12 protein-coding genes and 5 tRNA genes are annotated in these 17,850 nt (G+C 45.3%); 10 read left to right on the forward strand and 7 right to left on the reverse strand.

Annotated features, from left to right (window positions below):
- Positions 1-164: 164 nt before the first annotated feature.
- Positions 165-1,055 carry an HTH-type transcriptional activator IlvY gene (gene ilvY / locus R7E42_RS11715; RefSeq protein WP_005379097.1) on the reverse strand — a complete coding sequence of 297 codons (891 nt, stop codon included), beginning with the start codon at positions 1,053-1,055 and terminating at the stop codon, positions 165-167.
- A 143-nt stretch (positions 1,056-1,198) separates the two neighbouring features.
- Between ilvY and ilvC the strand changes: the two genes are divergently transcribed.
- A complete protein-coding gene (gene ilvC, locus R7E42_RS11720; protein WP_005379098.1) occupies positions 1,199-2,683 on the forward strand; it encodes a ketol-acid reductoisomerase in 1,485 nt (494 codons plus the stop codon).
- A gap of 266 nt (positions 2,684-2,949) precedes the next feature.
- Here the strand turns inward: ilvC and ubiK are convergent, their stop codons facing one another.
- The 4 genes from ubiK to R7E42_RS11740 all read right to left on the reverse strand — a co-directional run bounded on the left by ubiK (position 2,950) and on the right by R7E42_RS11740 (position 8,174).
- Positions 2,950-3,201: a ubiquinone biosynthesis accessory factor UbiK gene (gene ubiK, locus R7E42_RS11725; protein ID WP_005379099.1), complete on the reverse strand. Its 252-nt coding sequence runs from the start codon at positions 3,199-3,201 to the stop codon at positions 2,950-2,952.
- Between the two features lie 131 nt (positions 3,202-3,332).
- Positions 3,333-6,455, reverse strand: coding sequence for a multidrug efflux RND transporter permease subunit VmeD (gene vmeD / locus R7E42_RS11730; protein WP_005379100.1), 3,123 nt, complete (start codon positions 6,453-6,455; stop codon positions 3,333-3,335).
- Between the two features lie 12 nt (positions 6,456-6,467).
- Positions 6,468-7,574 carry a multidrug efflux RND transporter periplasmic adaptor subunit VmeC gene (vmeC, locus tag R7E42_RS11735; RefSeq protein ID WP_005379101.1) on the reverse strand — a complete coding sequence of 369 codons (1,107 nt, stop codon included), beginning with the start codon at positions 7,572-7,574 and terminating at the stop codon, positions 6,468-6,470.
- A gap of 18 nt (positions 7,575-7,592) precedes the next feature.
- The gene (locus tag R7E42_RS11740) at positions 7,593-8,174 is read right to left on the reverse strand and encodes a TetR/AcrR family transcriptional regulator (RefSeq protein ID WP_005384254.1); all 582 of its coding nucleotides are present in this window, start codon (positions 8,172-8,174) and stop codon (positions 7,593-7,595) included.
- Between the two features lie 170 nt (positions 8,175-8,344).
- On the opposite strand from R7E42_RS11740, the gene rep reads away from it, so the two are divergent.
- The gene (gene rep / locus R7E42_RS11745; RefSeq protein ID WP_005379104.1) at positions 8,345-10,360 is read left to right on the forward strand and encodes a DNA helicase Rep; all 2,016 of its coding nucleotides are present in this window, start codon (positions 8,345-8,347) and stop codon (positions 10,358-10,360) included.
- Positions 10,361-10,433: 73 nt separating this feature from the next.
- Here rep and R7E42_RS11750 read toward each other — a convergent pair whose 3' ends face one another.
- Positions 10,434-10,847, reverse strand: a complete 414-nt coding sequence (locus R7E42_RS11750; RefSeq protein WP_005384252.1) for a c-type cytochrome — start codon at positions 10,845-10,847, stop codon at positions 10,434-10,436.
- 335 nt (positions 10,848-11,182) lie between these two features.
- On the opposite strand from R7E42_RS11750, the gene R7E42_RS11755 reads away from it, so the two are divergent.
- From R7E42_RS11755 to R7E42_RS11775, 5 genes are all read left to right on the forward strand, one after another.
- Positions 11,183-11,259 (forward strand) — tRNA-Arg (locus R7E42_RS11755).
- 33 nt (positions 11,260-11,292) lie between these two features.
- Positions 11,293-11,368, forward strand: a tRNA-His gene (locus R7E42_RS11760).
- A gap of 69 nt (positions 11,369-11,437) precedes the next feature.
- Positions 11,438-11,514: transfer RNA gene (locus R7E42_RS11765), tRNA-Pro, on the forward strand.
- A 48-nt stretch (positions 11,515-11,562) separates the two neighbouring features.
- Positions 11,563-11,638 (forward strand) — tRNA-His (locus R7E42_RS11770).
- A 64-nt stretch (positions 11,639-11,702) separates the two neighbouring features.
- Positions 11,703-11,779 (forward strand) — tRNA-Pro (locus R7E42_RS11775).
- 195 nt (positions 11,780-11,974) lie between these two features.
- Here the strand turns inward: R7E42_RS11775 and R7E42_RS11780 are convergent.
- Entirely contained in the window at positions 11,975-12,700 is a 726-nt protein-coding gene (locus tag R7E42_RS11780; protein ID WP_005379107.1) for an HAD family hydrolase, read from the reverse strand.
- Positions 12,701-13,361: 661 nt separating this feature from the next.
- Between R7E42_RS11780 and R7E42_RS11785 the strand changes: the two genes are divergently transcribed.
- From R7E42_RS11785 to R7E42_RS11795, 3 genes are all read left to right on the forward strand, one after another.
- Entirely contained in the window at positions 13,362-15,077 is a 1,716-nt protein-coding gene (locus R7E42_RS11785) for a dipeptide ABC transporter ATP-binding protein (RefSeq protein ID WP_005379108.1), read from the forward strand.
- 92 nt (positions 15,078-15,169) lie between these two features.
- Positions 15,170-16,723, forward strand: a complete 1,554-nt coding sequence (locus tag R7E42_RS11790) for an ABC transporter substrate-binding protein (RefSeq protein WP_005379109.1) — start codon at positions 15,170-15,172, stop codon at positions 16,721-16,723.
- Positions 16,724-16,870: 147 nt separating this feature from the next.
- The gene (locus tag R7E42_RS11795) at positions 16,871-17,848 is read left to right on the forward strand and encodes an ABC transporter permease (protein WP_005379110.1); all 978 of its coding nucleotides are present in this window, start codon (positions 16,871-16,873) and stop codon (positions 17,846-17,848) included.
- Positions 17,849-17,850 lie beyond the last annotated feature (2 nt).

Genomic DNA, 17,850 nt, shown 5'->3' on the forward strand with positions numbered 1-17,850 from the left:
ACTCAGAAGTGAAACGAAATAGCGCCGATGGTAGTGTGGGGCTTCCCCATGTGAGAGTAGGACATCGCCAGGCTTTAAATTTAAGAAGCCCGCTCGAAAGAGCGGGCTTTTTTGCATCTATAGAGTTTTAAAATTAGCTCACTTTATACCTAAAAAGTGTTCATCTAAGGTGCGATATACTTGCTCTCTGCAACCTTCCAAAAGGCTTTAACAAGCGGATTCTCCAGCTGAGTTTTGTTGCAGCAAACACCAAGTTTAAAAGGTTTAATTGGTAAGACTTTTAAACGATTTATCTTTTCTCTTACCGGACTGTTGTTGATTACAACATCAGGTGCGATACCTACTCCACACCCCAATGCAACCATACTTACGATGGCTTCATGTCCGGAGGTTTGTGCGTAGATCTTTGGCTTTATTTTCATTTGTTTGAGCCAAGTATTGGCCCTGTCCCTTGCCGTTCCTGCTTCTGGGAGTATGAATGGAATGACCGACCAGTCTGGTTTTTCTTTTTGTAGCTCTTCAGCAAACGCACTAACCCCAACAGGTACGATGACAGAAAGTGGGATTTCACTGATCGTTTCAAATGCGATTTTATTTGGCATCTGTTCTGACTTGGCTGATATGGCAATATCGGCTTCATCTGCTAGTATTTTGTCGATCGCTTGAGCTGGATCGCCGGTTGATAGTTTGAACTCAATGAAAGGGTTCTGAATACGAAAGTCAGAGATTAGCTCCGGAAGATGGCTGTAGCTTGCAGTAACAGAACAAAAGAGACGGATTTCTCCTTTCAATTCATCCTCGGTTCCCTTCAGGTGACTCTGATACTGCTGCCATTCGCCAAGAATCTTTAAGGCTACTGGGACTAGCTTTTTACCTTGGATAGTTAAATCAACGCTACGGTTGTCGCGTAAAAACAATTGTTGGCTGGTTTCCTCCTCTAATTTTTGTATCTGTCGGCTTAAGGCTGAAGGGCTAATATGCATTGCTGCTGCGGTCTTGGCGAAACTTTTACTCTCACAGAGATGAATGAAAAGTTGCAGGCTTTTGATATTCATTAAATTTTCATTTCCATGTTGCATAAATTGCAATAACTAATTGTGAATATATCACTTTAAGCAATCTCATGTCTGTTTTAGTATGAAGTTATTCGGTAAGGCAATTACTGACCTCAATGGAAGAATCTCAAAGGAGCACCCAGATGGCTAATTATTTCAATACCCTAAACTTGCGCGAGCAGTTGGACCAATTAGGTCGTTGTCGTTTTATGGACCGCAGTGAGTTCGCTTCAGAAGCGGATTATCTGAAAGGTAAGAAAGTAGTCATTGTAGGTTGTGGTGCTCAAGGTCTTAACCAAGGTCTGAACATGCGCGACTCTGGTCTAGACGTTGCTTATGCGCTTCGCCAAGCCGCGATTGATGAGCAACGCCAGTCATTCAAAAACGCAAAAGACAACGGTTTTGAGGTAGGTAGCTACGAAACGCTAATTCCACAAGCTGATCTAGTAGTAAACCTTACTCCAGATAAGCAGCACACAAACGTTGTTGAGACGGTAATGCCGTTGATGAAAGAAGGCGCAGCACTAGGTTACTCTCACGGTTTCAACGTTGTTGAAGAAGGCATGCAAATCCGTAAAGACCTAACGGTAGTAATGGTTGCACCTAAATGTCCAGGTACGGAAGTTCGTGAAGAATACAAGCGCGGTTTCGGTGTACCGACTCTTATCGCTGTTCACCCAGAGAACGACCCAAAAGGTGAAGGTTGGGATATCGCGAAAGCTTGGGCAGCAGCAACCGGTGGTCACCGTGCTGGCTGTCTAGAGTCTTCTTTCGTTGCTGAGGTGAAATCTGACCTAATGGGTGAGCAAACTATCCTTTGTGGTATGCTACAGGCTGGCTCTATCGTGTGTTACGAGAAGATGATTGCTGATGGTATCGATCCTGGCTACGCTGGTAAGCTTCTTCAATACGGTTGGGAAACCATCACTGAAGCACTGAAGTTTGGTGGTATCACTCACATGATGGATCGCCTAACTAACCCTGCAAAAGTGAAAGCATTTGAGCTTTCTGAAGAGCTAAAAGAACTGATGCGTCCGCTATACAACAAGCACATGGATGACATCATCACCGGTCACTTCTCTAGCACTATGATGGCTGACTGGGCAAACGACGATGCAAATCTACTAGGCTGGCGTGCAGAAACAGGTGAAACTGCTTTCGAAAACTACCCAGAAACTGACGTAGAAATCTCTGAGCAAGAGTACTTCGATAACGGTATCTTGATGGTTGCTATGGTTCGTGCGGGTGTTGAGCTAGCATTCGAAGCGATGACGGCATCTGGCATCATCGATGAGTCTGCTTACTACGAGTCTCTACACGAGCTGCCACTTATCGCAAACACTATCGCACGTAAGCGTTTATACGAGATGAACGTGGTTATCTCAGACACTGCGGAATACGGTAACTACCTGTTCGCTAACGTAGCAACGCCGCTTTTACGTGAGAAGTTTATGCCAGCCGTAAATACTGACGTAATTGGTAAAGGTTTAGGTGAAACGTCTAACCAAGTGGATAACGCGACTCTTATCGCTGTGAATGAAACAATCCGTAACCACCCTGTAGAGTACATCGGTGAAGAGCTACGTGGTTACATGACTGATATGAAGCGTATCGCGGTGGGCGGCTAAATGACTCCATTTCGGTGTCGAAGGTGCTCGTTTACTATCGTAAAGTCCGCGCCTTCTCCTAGAAATGAAACCTTAATACAGCGTAATTTACTTAGTCTCAAGTAACGCAGTAGATAAACTCCAGGCAGACTGGAGTGATAAATACAAAATAAAACACAACATCTAATCAAAAGGCTTGGTCGCCGTTGACCAAGCCTTTTTGTTTTTAGCCGATTTATCTGCGCGCCGATAAGAAAAACGCTCCTTTGTGAGGAGCGCTTTGATACTTATTTTTCAGCAAGCTTTTCTTCAAGTTGCGCCAACTTCTGTTCCATTTCTGTTAGCTTTTGACGTGTACGTAGTAAAACTTGAGTTTGAACATCAAACTCTTCGCGACTTACAACATCTAGCTTGTTTAGCTGGCCTTGGATTACTTGACGAACTTTCTGATCGACATCAGAGCCCAACTCTTTTACAGGTTGAGGCATTGAGTCGTGAATCTGTTTAGCAATTTGCTCTAATTTCTTTGGGTCAAACATAGTGGCTAAAACTCCTTTTGATTTGTCCTCATTTTAAGTAAATGATACGTGAAAGTCGCCATTTAGATGGCAAAAAAGAGAGCGGCAATAAAAAAGGCCACCGAAGTGACCTTTTTGAATGCCTTAATAGCTTATCTGTTATCCGCTAATTCACGATGAGCTGCTTTCGCTTCGTCAACTCGCGCTAACTTCTCCAAGTCTTTGTCTTCAACAAATACTGGCAGAGGTTTGTGTTTTTCAGCTAGGTAGCTGTAAATCACAGGTAGTACAAATAGTGTGAACAGTGTACCGATTGCAAGGCCAGCAACGATGACTATACCGATACTGAAACGTTGCGCGGCACCTGCACCTGTTGCGTACATCAGTGGGATAAGACCTGCGATCATCGCAGCAGTGGTCATTAGGATAGGGCGAAGACGCACTTTCGCAGCTTCCATCACCGCATCAATACGAGACAGTTTATTATGTAACTGCTCTTCTTTGGCGACTTCACAGATCAAGATACCGTGCTTGGTTATTAGGCCGACCAGCGTGATCAAACCAACCTGCGAGTAGATGTTCATCGAGGCCGTACCCCAGGCCAATGCGATCAAGGCACCACATATTGCCAGAGGTACAGATACCATGATGACAATAGGATCGCGGAGTGATTCAAATTGAATCGCCAGAACGAGGAAGATGATCGCAAGTGCAAGACCGAAGGTTGCATACAAGGCACTACCTTCCGTTACAAACTGACGAGATTCGCCCATGTAATCGTGGTTATAGCCTGCAGGCAGCTTGGTTTGTGCAATATTTTCAAACCAGTCGATTGCGTCACCCATAGCAACACTAGGCGATGGTACTGCACCCACAGTCGCTGAGTTTAGCTGGTTGAAGTGTGGCAAAGAGCGAGGCTCAGCCACCACATCGATAGTAATCAGACTGCCTAATGGAACCGCTTTACCATCCACAGAGCGTACATAGTAGTTCTTCATCGATTCTGGGTTTAGACGCCATTTACGCTCAACTTGAGGGATCACCTCATACGAGCGGCCATTCAGGTCGATTCGGTTTACATAACCATCTGCCATCATGGTGCTGAGAGTGATGCCAATGTCTTGCATAGTCACACCGTAGGCACCCGCTTTGTCTTTATCGATCTTGATCTTCATCGTTGCTGAATCGTAGTTCAAATCCAGGTCGGAATAGACAAACATTGGGCTACTTGCAACATCGGTTAGAATATCGCTAGCGATAGTAAACAAGCTCTCGAAGCTATTTGGTGTTGTAATTACAAACTGAACAGGTAGACCTGAGCCTGCACCTGGAAGCTCTGGCATTTGGAATGCAGTGACAGACATACCAGGTACACTTGATACTAGGCCACCCACACGTTTCGTGATTTCAGATTGGCTTGCCTCTCGTTCACTCCAAGGCTTCAATGTTGCTAGGCCAAACGCTTGGTTTGAGTTTGGTACACCATTAAAGACCTGCGCGTATTCCACCTCCGGTTGATCTGAGAGTATTTGGTTTACGTCATCCATGGTATTTTGGATATAGTCCAAGTTCGCGTTTGATGGGGCGGTACCCATCAGCATGACCACACCTTTATCTTCAGATGGTGCTAGTTCGCTAGGAATAAACTTGAACAAGACCGGTAAGCTTGCAAATACAATGATTGCAAACGCAATAACAACCGGACGATGAGCCATTACCGCTTTCAACATGCCTTCGTAACGAGTGGTCATGCCATCAAGGATATGGTGAACTTTTTGCTCAAACTTGCTTGGCTTCTCGTTCGCCTTCAGCATCTTCGAACACATCATTGGTGATAGTGTCAAAGCGATGATGCCGGATACGAATACTGAACCTGCCAGTGTCAAAGCGAACTCTTTGAACAATGAACCGGTGATACCACCCATCAATGCGATCGGTGCGTACACTGCACCTAGCGTCAATGTCATCGCGATAACTGGAACCGCAATTTCACGTGTACCAATGATTGCAGCTCGGAATGGTGATTCCCCTTCTTTGATGTGACGGTCAACGTTTTCTAGTACAACGATCGCGTCATCCACCACCAGACCGATGGCAAGCACCATCGCCAGTAGCGTCATCAAGTTCCAAGAGAAACCCATTGCCTGCATCACCATTGCCACACCAATCAATGAAAGTGGAATGGTCACGATAGGAATGATTACCGCGCGGAATGAACCTAGGAACAGTGTGATAACCACAAGTACGATTACTGCTGCTTCAAGAATCGTTTTCACTACTTCGTGAATCGATTCGTTGATGGCGATAGTTGAGTCGTACATTACGTTCATTTTGATGTTACTTGGTAGATTGCGCTCAAGCTGAGGCAACAGTTCAAGTACGTCTGCTGCAATGTTGATTGGGTTAGCACTTGGCGCTGCGTTGATCGCCGCAACCACAGCTTCTTGACCGTTTGCACTTGCGCGATAAACGTCGTGACTCTTCTCTAGCGTTACTTTAGCGATATCACCTAGGCGGATGACATCCCCTTCACCAGTTTTCACGACCAATGCTTCAAGTTCAGCAACGTTTGATACCTGAGTATCTGCGCTACCGTTATAAAGCACGAACTCACCCGTCGCTTGACCGGTTGCAGATTGGTAGTTGTTGGCGTTAAGAACGCTCATCACATCGGTTGCGGTCAACTTCAAAGCGCCCATTTTGGCAGGATCTAGCCATACGCGCAGTGCGTACTTCATACCACCATACAGGTCAACTTTGGACACACCGTTTACGGTGAACAACTGCGGGTTGATTACACGCTCAAGGTAGTCAGTGATCTGGCTTGAAGATAACTCGTCACTCGTAAAGCCGATGTACAGTACCGCCGTTGTCGAACCTGTCGACATGGTTACGGTTGGGTCTTCGGCTTCTTTTGGTAGCTGTGAACGTACCGAGTTGGTTTTCGCCAGAATGTCAGACAACGCCGCATTTGGATCAGTATTCAACTTCATGTTTACAGTAATGGTCGATTTACCCAGTACCGATTGCGAAGTCATGTAATCAATATTATCGGCTTGCGCTACCGCTTGCTCCAATGGCTGAGTAATAAAGCCTTGGATCAAGTTGGCACTTGCACCGTAGTAACTGGTGGTCACGGTGACCACCGTATTCGTCATTTCAGGGTATTCACGAACCTGCATTTTGAACACCGCTTGCAAACCAAGCAATGCAATCAAAAAGCTGATCGATACCGCTAAAACTGGACGTTTTATAAAAACATCTGTAAAGCGCATGATGCCTCCAACTTAAAGCATTGGTGTTTCAGCAGGTGGGGTAGTTGCATCGCTTTCGACAATGCTTACTTTCGCATGGTTACTCAAACGGACTTGACCCGATGTCACCACTACATCACCTGGCTTCACGCCTTCTAGAATGTGTGCGATATCTTTAGAGCGTTCGCCAACTTTTACCACATGCTGCTTAACGCGTTTTTCGCCATCTTCTTCTGTTACGATGTAAACATTGTCGCCATACAGCGTAAATGTGATCGCGGTTTGAGGTAGCGTGACCTGATTTTCTAATTTAGGCAGAATGATGTTTGCACGCGCGAACATACCACTACGTAGTTTGCCGTCACTGTTAGGGATATCCGCTTGAACTTGAATCAAACCACTTTGTACGTTTACAGCTGGTTCAATCGCAGAAATAGACCCTTTGAAAGGTTGGTCTGGATAAGCGTCAACAAAGATATCCACTTCTTGATCGATATTGATACGTGAAATATCGGTTTGTGGCACGGTGAAGCGCAAGCGCATCACGCTGGTATCTTCAAGGCGAACAATATCGGTGCCCGCCTGTAGGTACTGACCGAGGTACACGTTACGAATACCTACCACACCATCAAATGGCGCTTTTATTTCACGTCGGTCGATGGTTGCTTTCAGGCTTTCAATATCCGCTTTTAAGGAGAAGTAGTTTGCTTCTGCTTCGTCATACGCTTCTTTAGAAATAGAGCCTTTTTTGAATAGGCCTTGGTAGCGTTTGTATTTCGCTTCTGCCGCTGGCAACTTAGCTTGCGAGCTCTTCAAATTTGCTTTTTCGACTTCAGAATCAAGCAACACTAATGGCTGACCCGATTTAACTTGAGTACCGGAATCAAACGCGATTTTATCGATAACACCGCTCGTTTCGTTCGCTACCGTCACGCCTTGGTTTGGCTCGATAAAACCAATTGCCTCGATGACTGGTACCCAATCCACCGCTTGCACTTCTGTCACGGTTACTGGGAACTCAGGTTCAGGACGGTTTGCCATGTATTCAGCGATCTTTTGTTGCTTAAATAAATTGAAACCTATCACGCTGCCGAACAAGAGAACGGCGATAAGTAACATAAAGAAAGTCCACTTTTTCATTCTATTAAGAACTCCAAGTTAGTGTTTAATAATTGCATCCCAACTGGCTTCAATAGCGGCCTCTAATGCCGTCTTATCCAGTTGATAAAATCCCAAAGCGTGTTTCCGAGCAAGTGCAACACTTGCCTCAAAACTTAATCCAGAAAGTACTTCGTTATCGAGAAGCTTGAATACTCCCTCGTCTTTACCCTGATTAAAAAGAAGATCTACTTGGGCAAACATTTGTCTCTCAAGTTCCCGAGCTTTGCTACTATTTGAACAGGGTAAAGACTCATATTGGACTCGGTTGCTGATCGCACTTAAGTTCGAGCTCGCTAAATTCCAAATATTGAGCCACATGGTTCGATAACGCTGTTTTAAAGGCATCTCTTCACTAACACCTAGTTGCACCGCAGTAGCAACACGCTTAGCAACGTTAAGGCGTAGTTCCTCTAAAAGATGTTCTTTATCTGAGAAATAACGGTAAATCGTCCCTGCTGCGACACCTGCCTCATTGGCGAGCTTTTGCATGGAAAGCCCTTGAAAACCAGATTCAGCAATGAGTTGTTCAGCAGCGACTAAGATTTGTTCTCGTTTATCTACAGCAGGGTTATCCTTCATAATGTCACCCTTTAGTGAATGAACGTTCATTCATTATAGCTTAAATACCCGCCATTTATGCAACAGAATATTGCACTTAATTGGTGTGAAAATTACAAGAAATCAGCATAGCTTTCACGAGGCCACCCCTTTATCATAGGCGCCACATTCATCACCCGCAGAGAATTTCTATGAAGCTGAACCCTAGTCAAGATGAAGCCGTGAAATACGTGTCTGGTCCATGCCTAGTGCTAGCTGGTGCTGGCTCGGGCAAAACTCGTGTTATTACCAATAAAATCGCTTATCTGGTTCAGCAATGTGGTTACAAAGCGCGTAACATTGCGGCGGTGACGTTTACCAACAAAGCAGCACGTGAAATGAAGGAGCGTGTAGGTCAAACGTTAGGGAAAGGTGAGTCTAAAGGTTTGATGGTATCAACATTCCACACTTTAGGATTGAACATCATCAAGCGTGAGTACAAGCATTTAGGGTTGAAAGCGGGCTTCTCACTGTTTGATGACCAAGACCAGCTAGCGCTACTCAAAGAACTTACCGAAAAGCAGCTTGATGGTGATAAAGATCTGCTACGTCAGCTTCTGAGTTGTATTTCCAACTGGAAAAACGACATGTTGACGCCAGAGCAAGCCAAAGCGCGTGCGCAAGGTGAACAGCAACAATTGTTTGCGTTCTGTTTTGATATGTACCAAAAGCAAATGAAAGCCTATAACGCGCTCGATTTTGATGACCTAATTTTGATGCCCGTTTTACTCTTACGTAATCATGAAGACGTTCGTCAGCGTTGGCAGAATCGTATCCGTTACCTACTGGTTGACGAGTATCAAGATACCAACACGAGTCAGTATGAGCTGGTCAAATTAATTGTCGGAGAACGTGGGCGATTGACTGTTGTAGGGGATGACGATCAGTCTATTTATTCATGGCGTGGTGCGAAACCTCAGAACCTCGTGTTGCTGGGTGAAGATTATCCGAATTTGCGTTTGATTAAGCTAGAGCAAAACTACCGTTCAACGAGTCGAATCCTGCGTGCGGCCAACATTTTGATAGCTAACAACCCTCACGTCTATGAGAAGTCCTTGTTCTCTGAAATTCCTGACGGTGAAAAACTCAAAGTGTTGTTGGCTAAAAATGAAGAGCACGAAGCGGAGCGAGTAACGGGTGAACTAATTGCGCATAAGTTCCTAAACCGTACCGAATATAAAGATTATGCGATTCTATATCGTGGTAACCACCAATCACGTTTGATTGAAAAGTCTCTGATGCAAAACCGCGTACCGTATAAAATTTCTGGCGGCACCTCGTTTTTTGCGCGCGCAGAGATTAAAGACATCATGGCGTATTTGCGCGTTTTGGTTAATCCGGATGACGACAATGCATTTTTGCGCATTGTGAATACTCCACGACGTGAAATTGGCCCAGTGACGTTAGAGAAGTTAGGCAGTTATGCCAATATGCGAGGGAAGAGCCTGTTTGAGTCGAGCTTTGAAATGGGGCTCGAACAGCACCTAACGGGACGTGGCCTAGAAAACCTGCGTCGTTTCACCCAATGGCTAGTGGCGATTGCTGATCAAGCTGAGCGTGGTGATACCGTCGAAGCGGTTCGTTCGCTAGTTCGTGATATCCATTATGAAGATTGGCTATACGAAACTTCAGCAAGTCCGAAAGCCGCTGAAATGAGAATGAAGAACGTTTCTGATCTTTATTCATGGATAGTGGCGGACCTAGAGGGTGACAACTACGATCAAGAAGAGAAAACGTTAAAAGAAGTCGTTCAACGTTTGACCTTGCGTGACATGATGGAGCGCGGTGAAGAAGATGAAGACAGTGATGCAGTACAACTGATGACCTTGCACGCATCAAAAGGCCTTGAGTTCCCATATGTATACTTAATTGGGTCCGAAGAAGGTATTTTACCGCACCAAACCAGTATTGATGAAGATAACGTGGAAGAAGAGCGTCGCCTGATGTACGTTGGTATTACTCGCGCGCAACGTGAACTGACTTTCACTATGTGCAAAGAGCGTCGACAGTTCGGCGAGTTGATCAAACCGACTCAAAGCCGCTTTTTGGATGAGTTACCATTTGATGACGTTGAATGGGAAGTAAACAAAAAGCCAGTATCAGCGGAAGAACGTATGGCGAAAGGTCAAGCACACATTGCCAATATTCGAGCAATGTTTAAGAAGTAAAGTAACCTTGTTCTCACTGATTAAAAACAAAAAGGCTTGCCAACTGGCAAGCCTTTTTCGTTGATGTCTTTACTTATAGACCTTCAATCATGTGGTCAATTGCTGCGATGATTTCATCGTCAGAACAGTCCATACAGGTTCCTTTGGCTGGCATCGCATTGAAGCCTTCTAATGCGTGCTTCACTAACGTATCTTTGCCTTGTGCAATACGCGGTGCCCAATCATCGGCATTACCTGTTTTAGGTGCGCCGTTTACACCAGATGCGTGACAAGCAATACAAAAAGTACCATAAACTGTGGCGCCATCACGTGGACCGGTTGGTTCTTCTTTCACTGGCTCAGAACCTGCTAGATAAACATCACCGACAGGTTGGATGCGTTCTGCGATCGCATCGTATTCAGTTTGGCTGATGTCAGAAGCTAAAGCTGCCGTAGAAAACGTTAAGGCAGCGAACAAAACGCTAATCATTTGTCGAGACATATCCATTAAACCCACTTCACATTCCCGAGGTAAGTGACTTACCTATTTATATAGTTAGAGTATTAATGCCGAGCAGAGAAATCATTAAATTCCACTGAATGGCATAGAATGATTAGACAACTTGGTTGCAGCTGTTAAATCAATGTAAATAATGGGTGATTATATCCCGATAACTTGTTGCAATAAACAACAAGTTATCCATGACAGGGCGTGAATCACATCAAAAATCCACTTTAACGGAAGATAACTGTCGAAAAAGAGACCAAACGATAAAAAAAGTAAAAAAAGTACTAGACGGCATAGTGTGATATCCGTATTATTCCACTCCGCCGATAGGGCATGCGCCCGTAGCTCAGTTGGATAGAGCGTTGGCCTCCGGAGCCAAAGGTCGAAGGTTCGAATCCTTTCGGGCGTACCATTGCCTCGGAGGATACATCGGTAAAAATCAGTGGTGGCTATAGCTCAGTTGGTAGAGCCCCGGATTGTGATTCCGGTTGTCGCGAGTTCAAGTCTCGTTAGCCACCCCATTCTTTCTTTTTTAGATTGAATGCGGTAGCATTGCTCCCAATCTTGATTCAATCAAGATAAAACATCGTCGGTGAATAGCGCAGCTTGGTAGCGCATCTGGTTTGGGACCAGAGGGTCGGGGGTTCGAATCCCTCTTCACCGACCACTATTTAGTTTATGGCTCTAATAGAGCGGTAAACAGCAAAAATTGATGGTGGCTATAGCTCAGTTGGTAGAGCCCTGGATTGTGATTCCGGTGGTCGCGAGTTCGAATCTCGTTAGCCACCCCATTAATTAAGGTGACTTCTTAGTTGAAGTGTCCTGTCTGATTTGAGAAAATCAGCAAATACAGTTCGGTGAATAGCGCAGCTTGGTAGCGCATCTGGTTTGGGACCAGAGGGTCGGGGGTTCGAATCCCTCTTCACCGACCACTATTTAAAGCCTCAGTCGAAAGACTGGGGCTTTTTTGCATCTCTCCTGAAAAGAATCGGCATTCCATTTCAATTTTCCCCAAAAGTGTACAGCTCTAGGGGCTTTTGACCACCTATGATCCAAATGCTTTTCGAGCTGACAAAATAAACCCCAGAGCAGTGTCTGGGGTTTTGTAGTTTTCTAATCCGCTGCTTTTATTGGGCGAGTGTTTTAAGGATTTCTTTCAGTTCTACCGTTTCTTGGATTTCAAAACTTGGCGTTATATCCGTTGAGTTACTTGCGCCTGTCGCATTCACCCACACACTCAAAATACCCATATTGTTAGCGCCAGCAATGTCAGCAGGTAAAGAGTCGCCCACGTGTAGAGCCTCTTCTGGTTTTACTTCGACCAAGTCGAGCGCTTTTTGGAAAATACTTGTAGCAGGTTTCTCTTCTGGCTCTTCTCCTCCCACAATAATATGGTCCACCCAGTTGCTCATTTGTGTCGCGTTTAATTTAGGGTGTTGAGAAAAAATCGGACCGTTAGTGATCACGACGAGTTTGTAATGTTGACGAAGGTCGCTGAGCATTTCTTTTACACCAGGGAAGAAGGTGAACGCGCCCATACGTGCAGAGTCAAAGTAGTCTTGAGCTTGTTGAGCCTCTTTTGCAGTGATGCTGACGCCTTGCTCCGCCAAGATGTTTTGGATCAGGCCACAACGGAAGGCATTTTCATCGGGTAGCAGAGCCACAAGGTGAGGGAACTCAGCATTCAGCTTTTTGTATACACCCTGTAAGTAGCGCTGCAAAAACGCTTTTGGCTCGGTAACTTGTGGGTAGGTCTTATGAATCCAAGTTGTAAACGCTTGTCCTGCAACTTTATCGGCTTGTGACGTTGCACATAAAGTCTCGTCCATATCAAAAAAAATCGCTTTAAGCACAGGGGCTCCTTTTATTTACGGCTTGGCTTTGACACTGTTCATCTATTATCCCACTCTCAATTGTGTCGTAAAGGGTTAAAACCGGCGAGTTTTCTTATGACGTACGAATGAGGATAGCGGCACTTTCCTTTGCTTAGTCAATAAACCGCTTAAGTGGCGCATAATCTGCGTTGGAGCAGGATTTGTGTGGTTTTGCTGTTTTGTTCACGTTTTGACCTATCCTTTCTCTTCCTAAGTTTGGCTTTTTGTATTTGCCGACTATTTTATTAATAGTTTTTTATGTTGAAAAAACACTTTTTGCATATGATATTGTTTGTTAAATGTTAATAAATGCACATGAATAATATGGTTAATGATCTTGTTTAGCTCATGTTTACTTTTAGAGCATTTTTCTAGTTTTATTGGTGCATGACGCACAAAAATAGTGTGATATGAAAATGGTTAAATACTTGTTAATGCATTTTTATTCGCTAATTGTGCGTTTATTTAATGTTTTTTCGGCGGAATATACTTTAATTGTTGCTTTTTTGTGTGATTTTTGCCAAATTATTTCCGCATTAAGATTTCAGAGTATTATTCTGAATTTGAACGGATTCATTCAGGTGATGAATGGTGCCTTTGGCATGATTCGATACCACAGACAAGGCAGTAGAGGTCTGAAATGTCACTATTAGAAGTGAAAAACCTTCGTATTGAATACCCATCCCGACACGGCGTTCACGCTGCCGTGAAGTCACTTTCTTTTCATATTGAACGTGGTGAAATCGTGGGTGTTGTTGGCGAATCAGGTGCGGGTAAATCCACCGTTGGTAACGCTGTTATCGATTTGCTTAGTCCCCCAGGTCGCGTTGCTAGCGGTGATGTATTCTTGGATGGAGAAAAAATTTCTGGCCTATCACCAGAAGCGATGCGTAAGGTTCGCGGCTCGAAAATAGGTTTTATTTTCCAAGATCCGATGACCTCGCTCAATCCACTTTTTACTGTTGAGCAACAGCTGAAAGAGACGATCCACGCTAACATGAAGGTCTCTGATGAAGAGGCGTATCAGCGCGCGCTTTCTCTTATGCAGCAGGTTGGTATTCCGCAACCAGAAAACCGCTTAAAACAGTACCCGCACCAATTCTCTGGTGGTATGCGTCAGCGTGTTGTCATTGCTATTGCTTTGGCTGGTGAGCCTGATCTCATCATCGCGGACGAACCAACTACGGCGTTAGACGTTTCTATCCAAGACCAAATCCTCAACTTGATCCGCGAGCTGTGTATCAAGAACAATGTCGGCTGTATGTTAGTTACTCACGATATGGGTGTCGTCTCCAACGTCACCGATCGCGTGGCGGTAATGTATCGTGGTGACTTGGTGGAGTTTGGACCAACAGCCAAAGTATTGGGCGATCCTGATCACTCTTACACTCGCAGTCTAATTTCAGCGGTACCACGTTCAGACAGAAAGTTAGATCGTTTCCCGTTAGTAAGCTATATCGAAGAAGCGGCGGAAATGGAGCCACTCGATATCAAGAACCACTGGTTAGGACAAAGCCAAGATGAGCGTGAGTACACTGGCCCGCTTTTGGACGTGAAGAACGTCAATCTTCGCTTTGTGACCAAAGACTCTTTGTTCGAGAGCCGCCGAGAATACGTGCAAGCATCTAATAATGTGAGCTTTGAAGTGCACGAAGGCGAAACCTTTGGTTTGGTGGGCGAGTCTGGTTCAGGTAAATCGACCATTGCACGTGTGATTGCTGGTTTATACCAACCTAACTCTGGTCAGGTGAAATTCGAGGGCATTGACCTGACCGCTTTAACCTCTGAGAAAGAGCGCCGCCCGATGCGTCGTCAAATGCAGATGGTGTTCCAAAACCCATATACTTCAATGAACCCTCGTATGAAGGTATTCGATATTATTGCTGAGCCAATCCGTTTCCATAAATTGACGAAAAACGAGTCGGAAACTCGCCAAATCGTGAATGACCTATTGGATCATGTTGGTTTGGGTCGAATGGCTGGGCTTAAGTACCCTCATGAATTCTCCGGTGGTCAGCGTCAGCGTATTTCTATTGCGCGTGCGTTGGCGACTCGTCCTCGACTTTTGATTTGTGATGAACCGACCTCAGCACTGGACGTATCGGTACAGGCACAAATTCTAAACTTGCTGAAAGATCTGCAAAGTGAGCTGAACTTGACTATGTTGTTTATCAGCCACGATTTACCTGTTATTCGTCAGATGTGTGACCGAGTAGGTGTGATGCAAATGGGTACACTTTTAGAAGTGGCACCAACAGAACAGTTATTCACGGCACCTCAACACGAATACAGCAAAAAATTGATTTCTCTGATGCCGGAGTTTACTGGCTTGCGAGAAGAGATCGAAACGGCATAAACCAAGCAATTCGCTTGGCTAACCTTTAGTCATAACAAAGACGCAAACACAACAACAAGGGATCCGTATCCCCGCATGAAGGAGTTATGCAAATGAAAACCATGAAAAGCAAATTAGCAGTGGCGCTAATGGCTGCGGGCCTAAGCTTTAACGCAATGGCAGCAGATATCAAAGTTGGCTATGCAGCTGACCCAGTATCGCTTGACCCACATGAGCAGCTATCAGGTGGCACACTGCAAATGTCACACATGGTATTTGATCCGTTGGTTCGCTTTACTCAAAAAATGGATTTCGAGCCTCGCCTAGCAGAAAGCTGGGAACGTATTAACGATACGACTGTTCGTTTCAAACTGCGTGAAGGTGTGAAATTCCATTCTGGCAATACTCTAACGGCTGACGACGTCGTGTGGACGTTCCAGCGTTTACAAAGCTCTCCTGACTTTAAAAACATCTTCGACCCGTACGAAAAAATCGTCAAAGTTGACGACAACACGTTCGATCTTGTAACTAAAGGTCCTTACCCACTAGTGTTGCAAACCGCAACGTACATTTTCCCAATGGACAGCAAGTTCTACACGGGCAAAACTGCGGACGGCAAAGACAAGTCTGAGCTAGTGAAGCACGGTAACTCATTTGCATCGACTAACGTATCTGGCACGGGTCCATTCATTGTGACTTCACGTGAACAGGGCGTAAAAGTGGAATTTGAACGCTTTAAAGATTACTGGGACAAAGAGTCGAAAGGTAACGTTGATAAGCTAACGCTTGTGCCAATCAAAGAAGACGCAACTCGTGTAGCAGCGCTGCTTTCTGGCGGTGTTGACATGATTCACCCTGTAGCGCCAAACGACCACAAACGCGTTGAAGATGCTGACGGCATCGACCTAGTTACGCTACCTGGTACTCGTATCATCACGTTCCAACTAAACCAAAACAGCAACGAAGCATTGAAAGACGTTCGCGTTCGCCAAGCGATTGTTCACGCAATCAATAACGAAGGTATCGTGAAGAAAATCATGAAAGGCTTCGCAACGGCCGCTGGTCAGCAAAGCCCGGCAGGTTACGTAGGTCACGATGACAAACTGGTTCCTCGCTACGATCTGAAGAAAGCGAAAGAGCTGATGAAAGAAGCGGGTTACGAAAATGGCCTGACGCTAACGATGATCGCACCAAACAACCGTTACGTGAACGATGCGAAAGTAGCACAAGCGGCGGCGGCAATGTTGTCTAAGATCGGTATCAAGGTTGATCTGAAGACCATGCCAAAAGCGCAGTACTGGCCTGAGTTTGACAAGTGTGCAGCAGACATGCTGATGATCGGTTGGCACTCAGATACAGAAGACTCAGCGAACTTCAACGAGTTCCTAACTATGACTCGTAACGAAGAAACCGGTCGTGGTCAGTACAACTGTGGTTACTACTCAAACCCAGAAATGGACAAAGTGGTTGAAGCTGCGAACGTAGAGACGGATCCTGCGAAACGTGCAGAAATGCTGAAGGGCGTAGAAGCGACACTATACAACGACGCAGCGTTCGTACCGCTACACTGGCAAAGTGAAGCATGGGGCGCGAAGTCTAACGTGAAAGCGGCAGATATCGTTAACCCAATGGTAATGCCTTACTTCGGTGACCTAGTGGTTGAATAATCACGGTTAGTCGACTTTGAGGAGGGATGGATTTCCCTCCTCAACTTAAAGCACTCGACTCAGTTTTGTTTCAGTCGGATTGAGTTGGTTATTTAGACTGAATTTTCTCTCTAATTTAGAGATCTATGGATAGTTAAGGGGCAAGGAATGTTTTCGTTTCTGGTCAAGCGCCTGTTTCAGGCACTGATAGTGATGTTTGTGATCAGTTTGGTGGCGTTTGCCATTCAGGACAACCTGGGTGATCCGCTGCGTGAGCTTGTAGGTCAGTCGGTTTCGGAATCGGAGCGTCAAGCGCTACGCGACGACTTGGGCCTGAACGATCCCTTTATCACAAAGTACACGCGCTTTGTGGGTAATGCACTGCAAGGTGATTTGGGTACCTCATATTTTTTCAAGCGACCTGCGGTTGAGGTGATTCTCGACAAGCTGGTAGCTACATTAGAGCTCGTGTTTGGCGCGACGCTTATCATCATTGTTTTCTCTATTCCGCTTGGGGTGTACTCTGCGATTCATCCTAAGAGTGTTTTTACCAAATTTGTCATGGCGATGAGCAGTGTCGGCATCTCGATTCCGGTGTTCTTAACCGCAATCATGCTGATGTATGTCTTCTCCATAGAACTTGGTTGGTTGCCTTCCTATGGGCGAGGTGAAACCGCTAACGTACTCGGTTGGGAATCTGGCTTCTTTACCATTGATGGTATCAAGCACCTCATCCTACCTTGTATTGCGCTAGCGTCTATCATGCTGCCGTTGTTCATCCGTTTGGTACGCTCAGAAATGCTGGAAGTACTGAGTTCGGAATACATTAAGTTCGCCAAAGCAAAAGGTTTGAACTTACAAAAGATTTATTACCAACATGCACTTAAGAACACCATGCTACCAGTATTGACGGTAGGTGGCGTGCAGATTGGTACCATGGTGGCCTACACCATTCTTACTGAAACCGTGTTCCAATGGCCGGGCACTGGCTTCCTTTTCCTAGAGGCAATCAACCGTGTAGATACACCGCTGATCACTGCCTACGTTATCTTTGTTGGTCTGATCTTCGTGGTAACCAATACCATCGTTGACTTGCTGTACGGCATCATCAACCCAACTGTGAACCTAACTGGAAAAGGAGCTTAATC

This window comes from Vibrio sp. Vb1337, assembly GCF_033338715.1.
Classification (GTDB): Bacteria; Pseudomonadota; Gammaproteobacteria; order Enterobacterales; family Vibrionaceae; genus Vibrio; species Vibrio alginolyticus.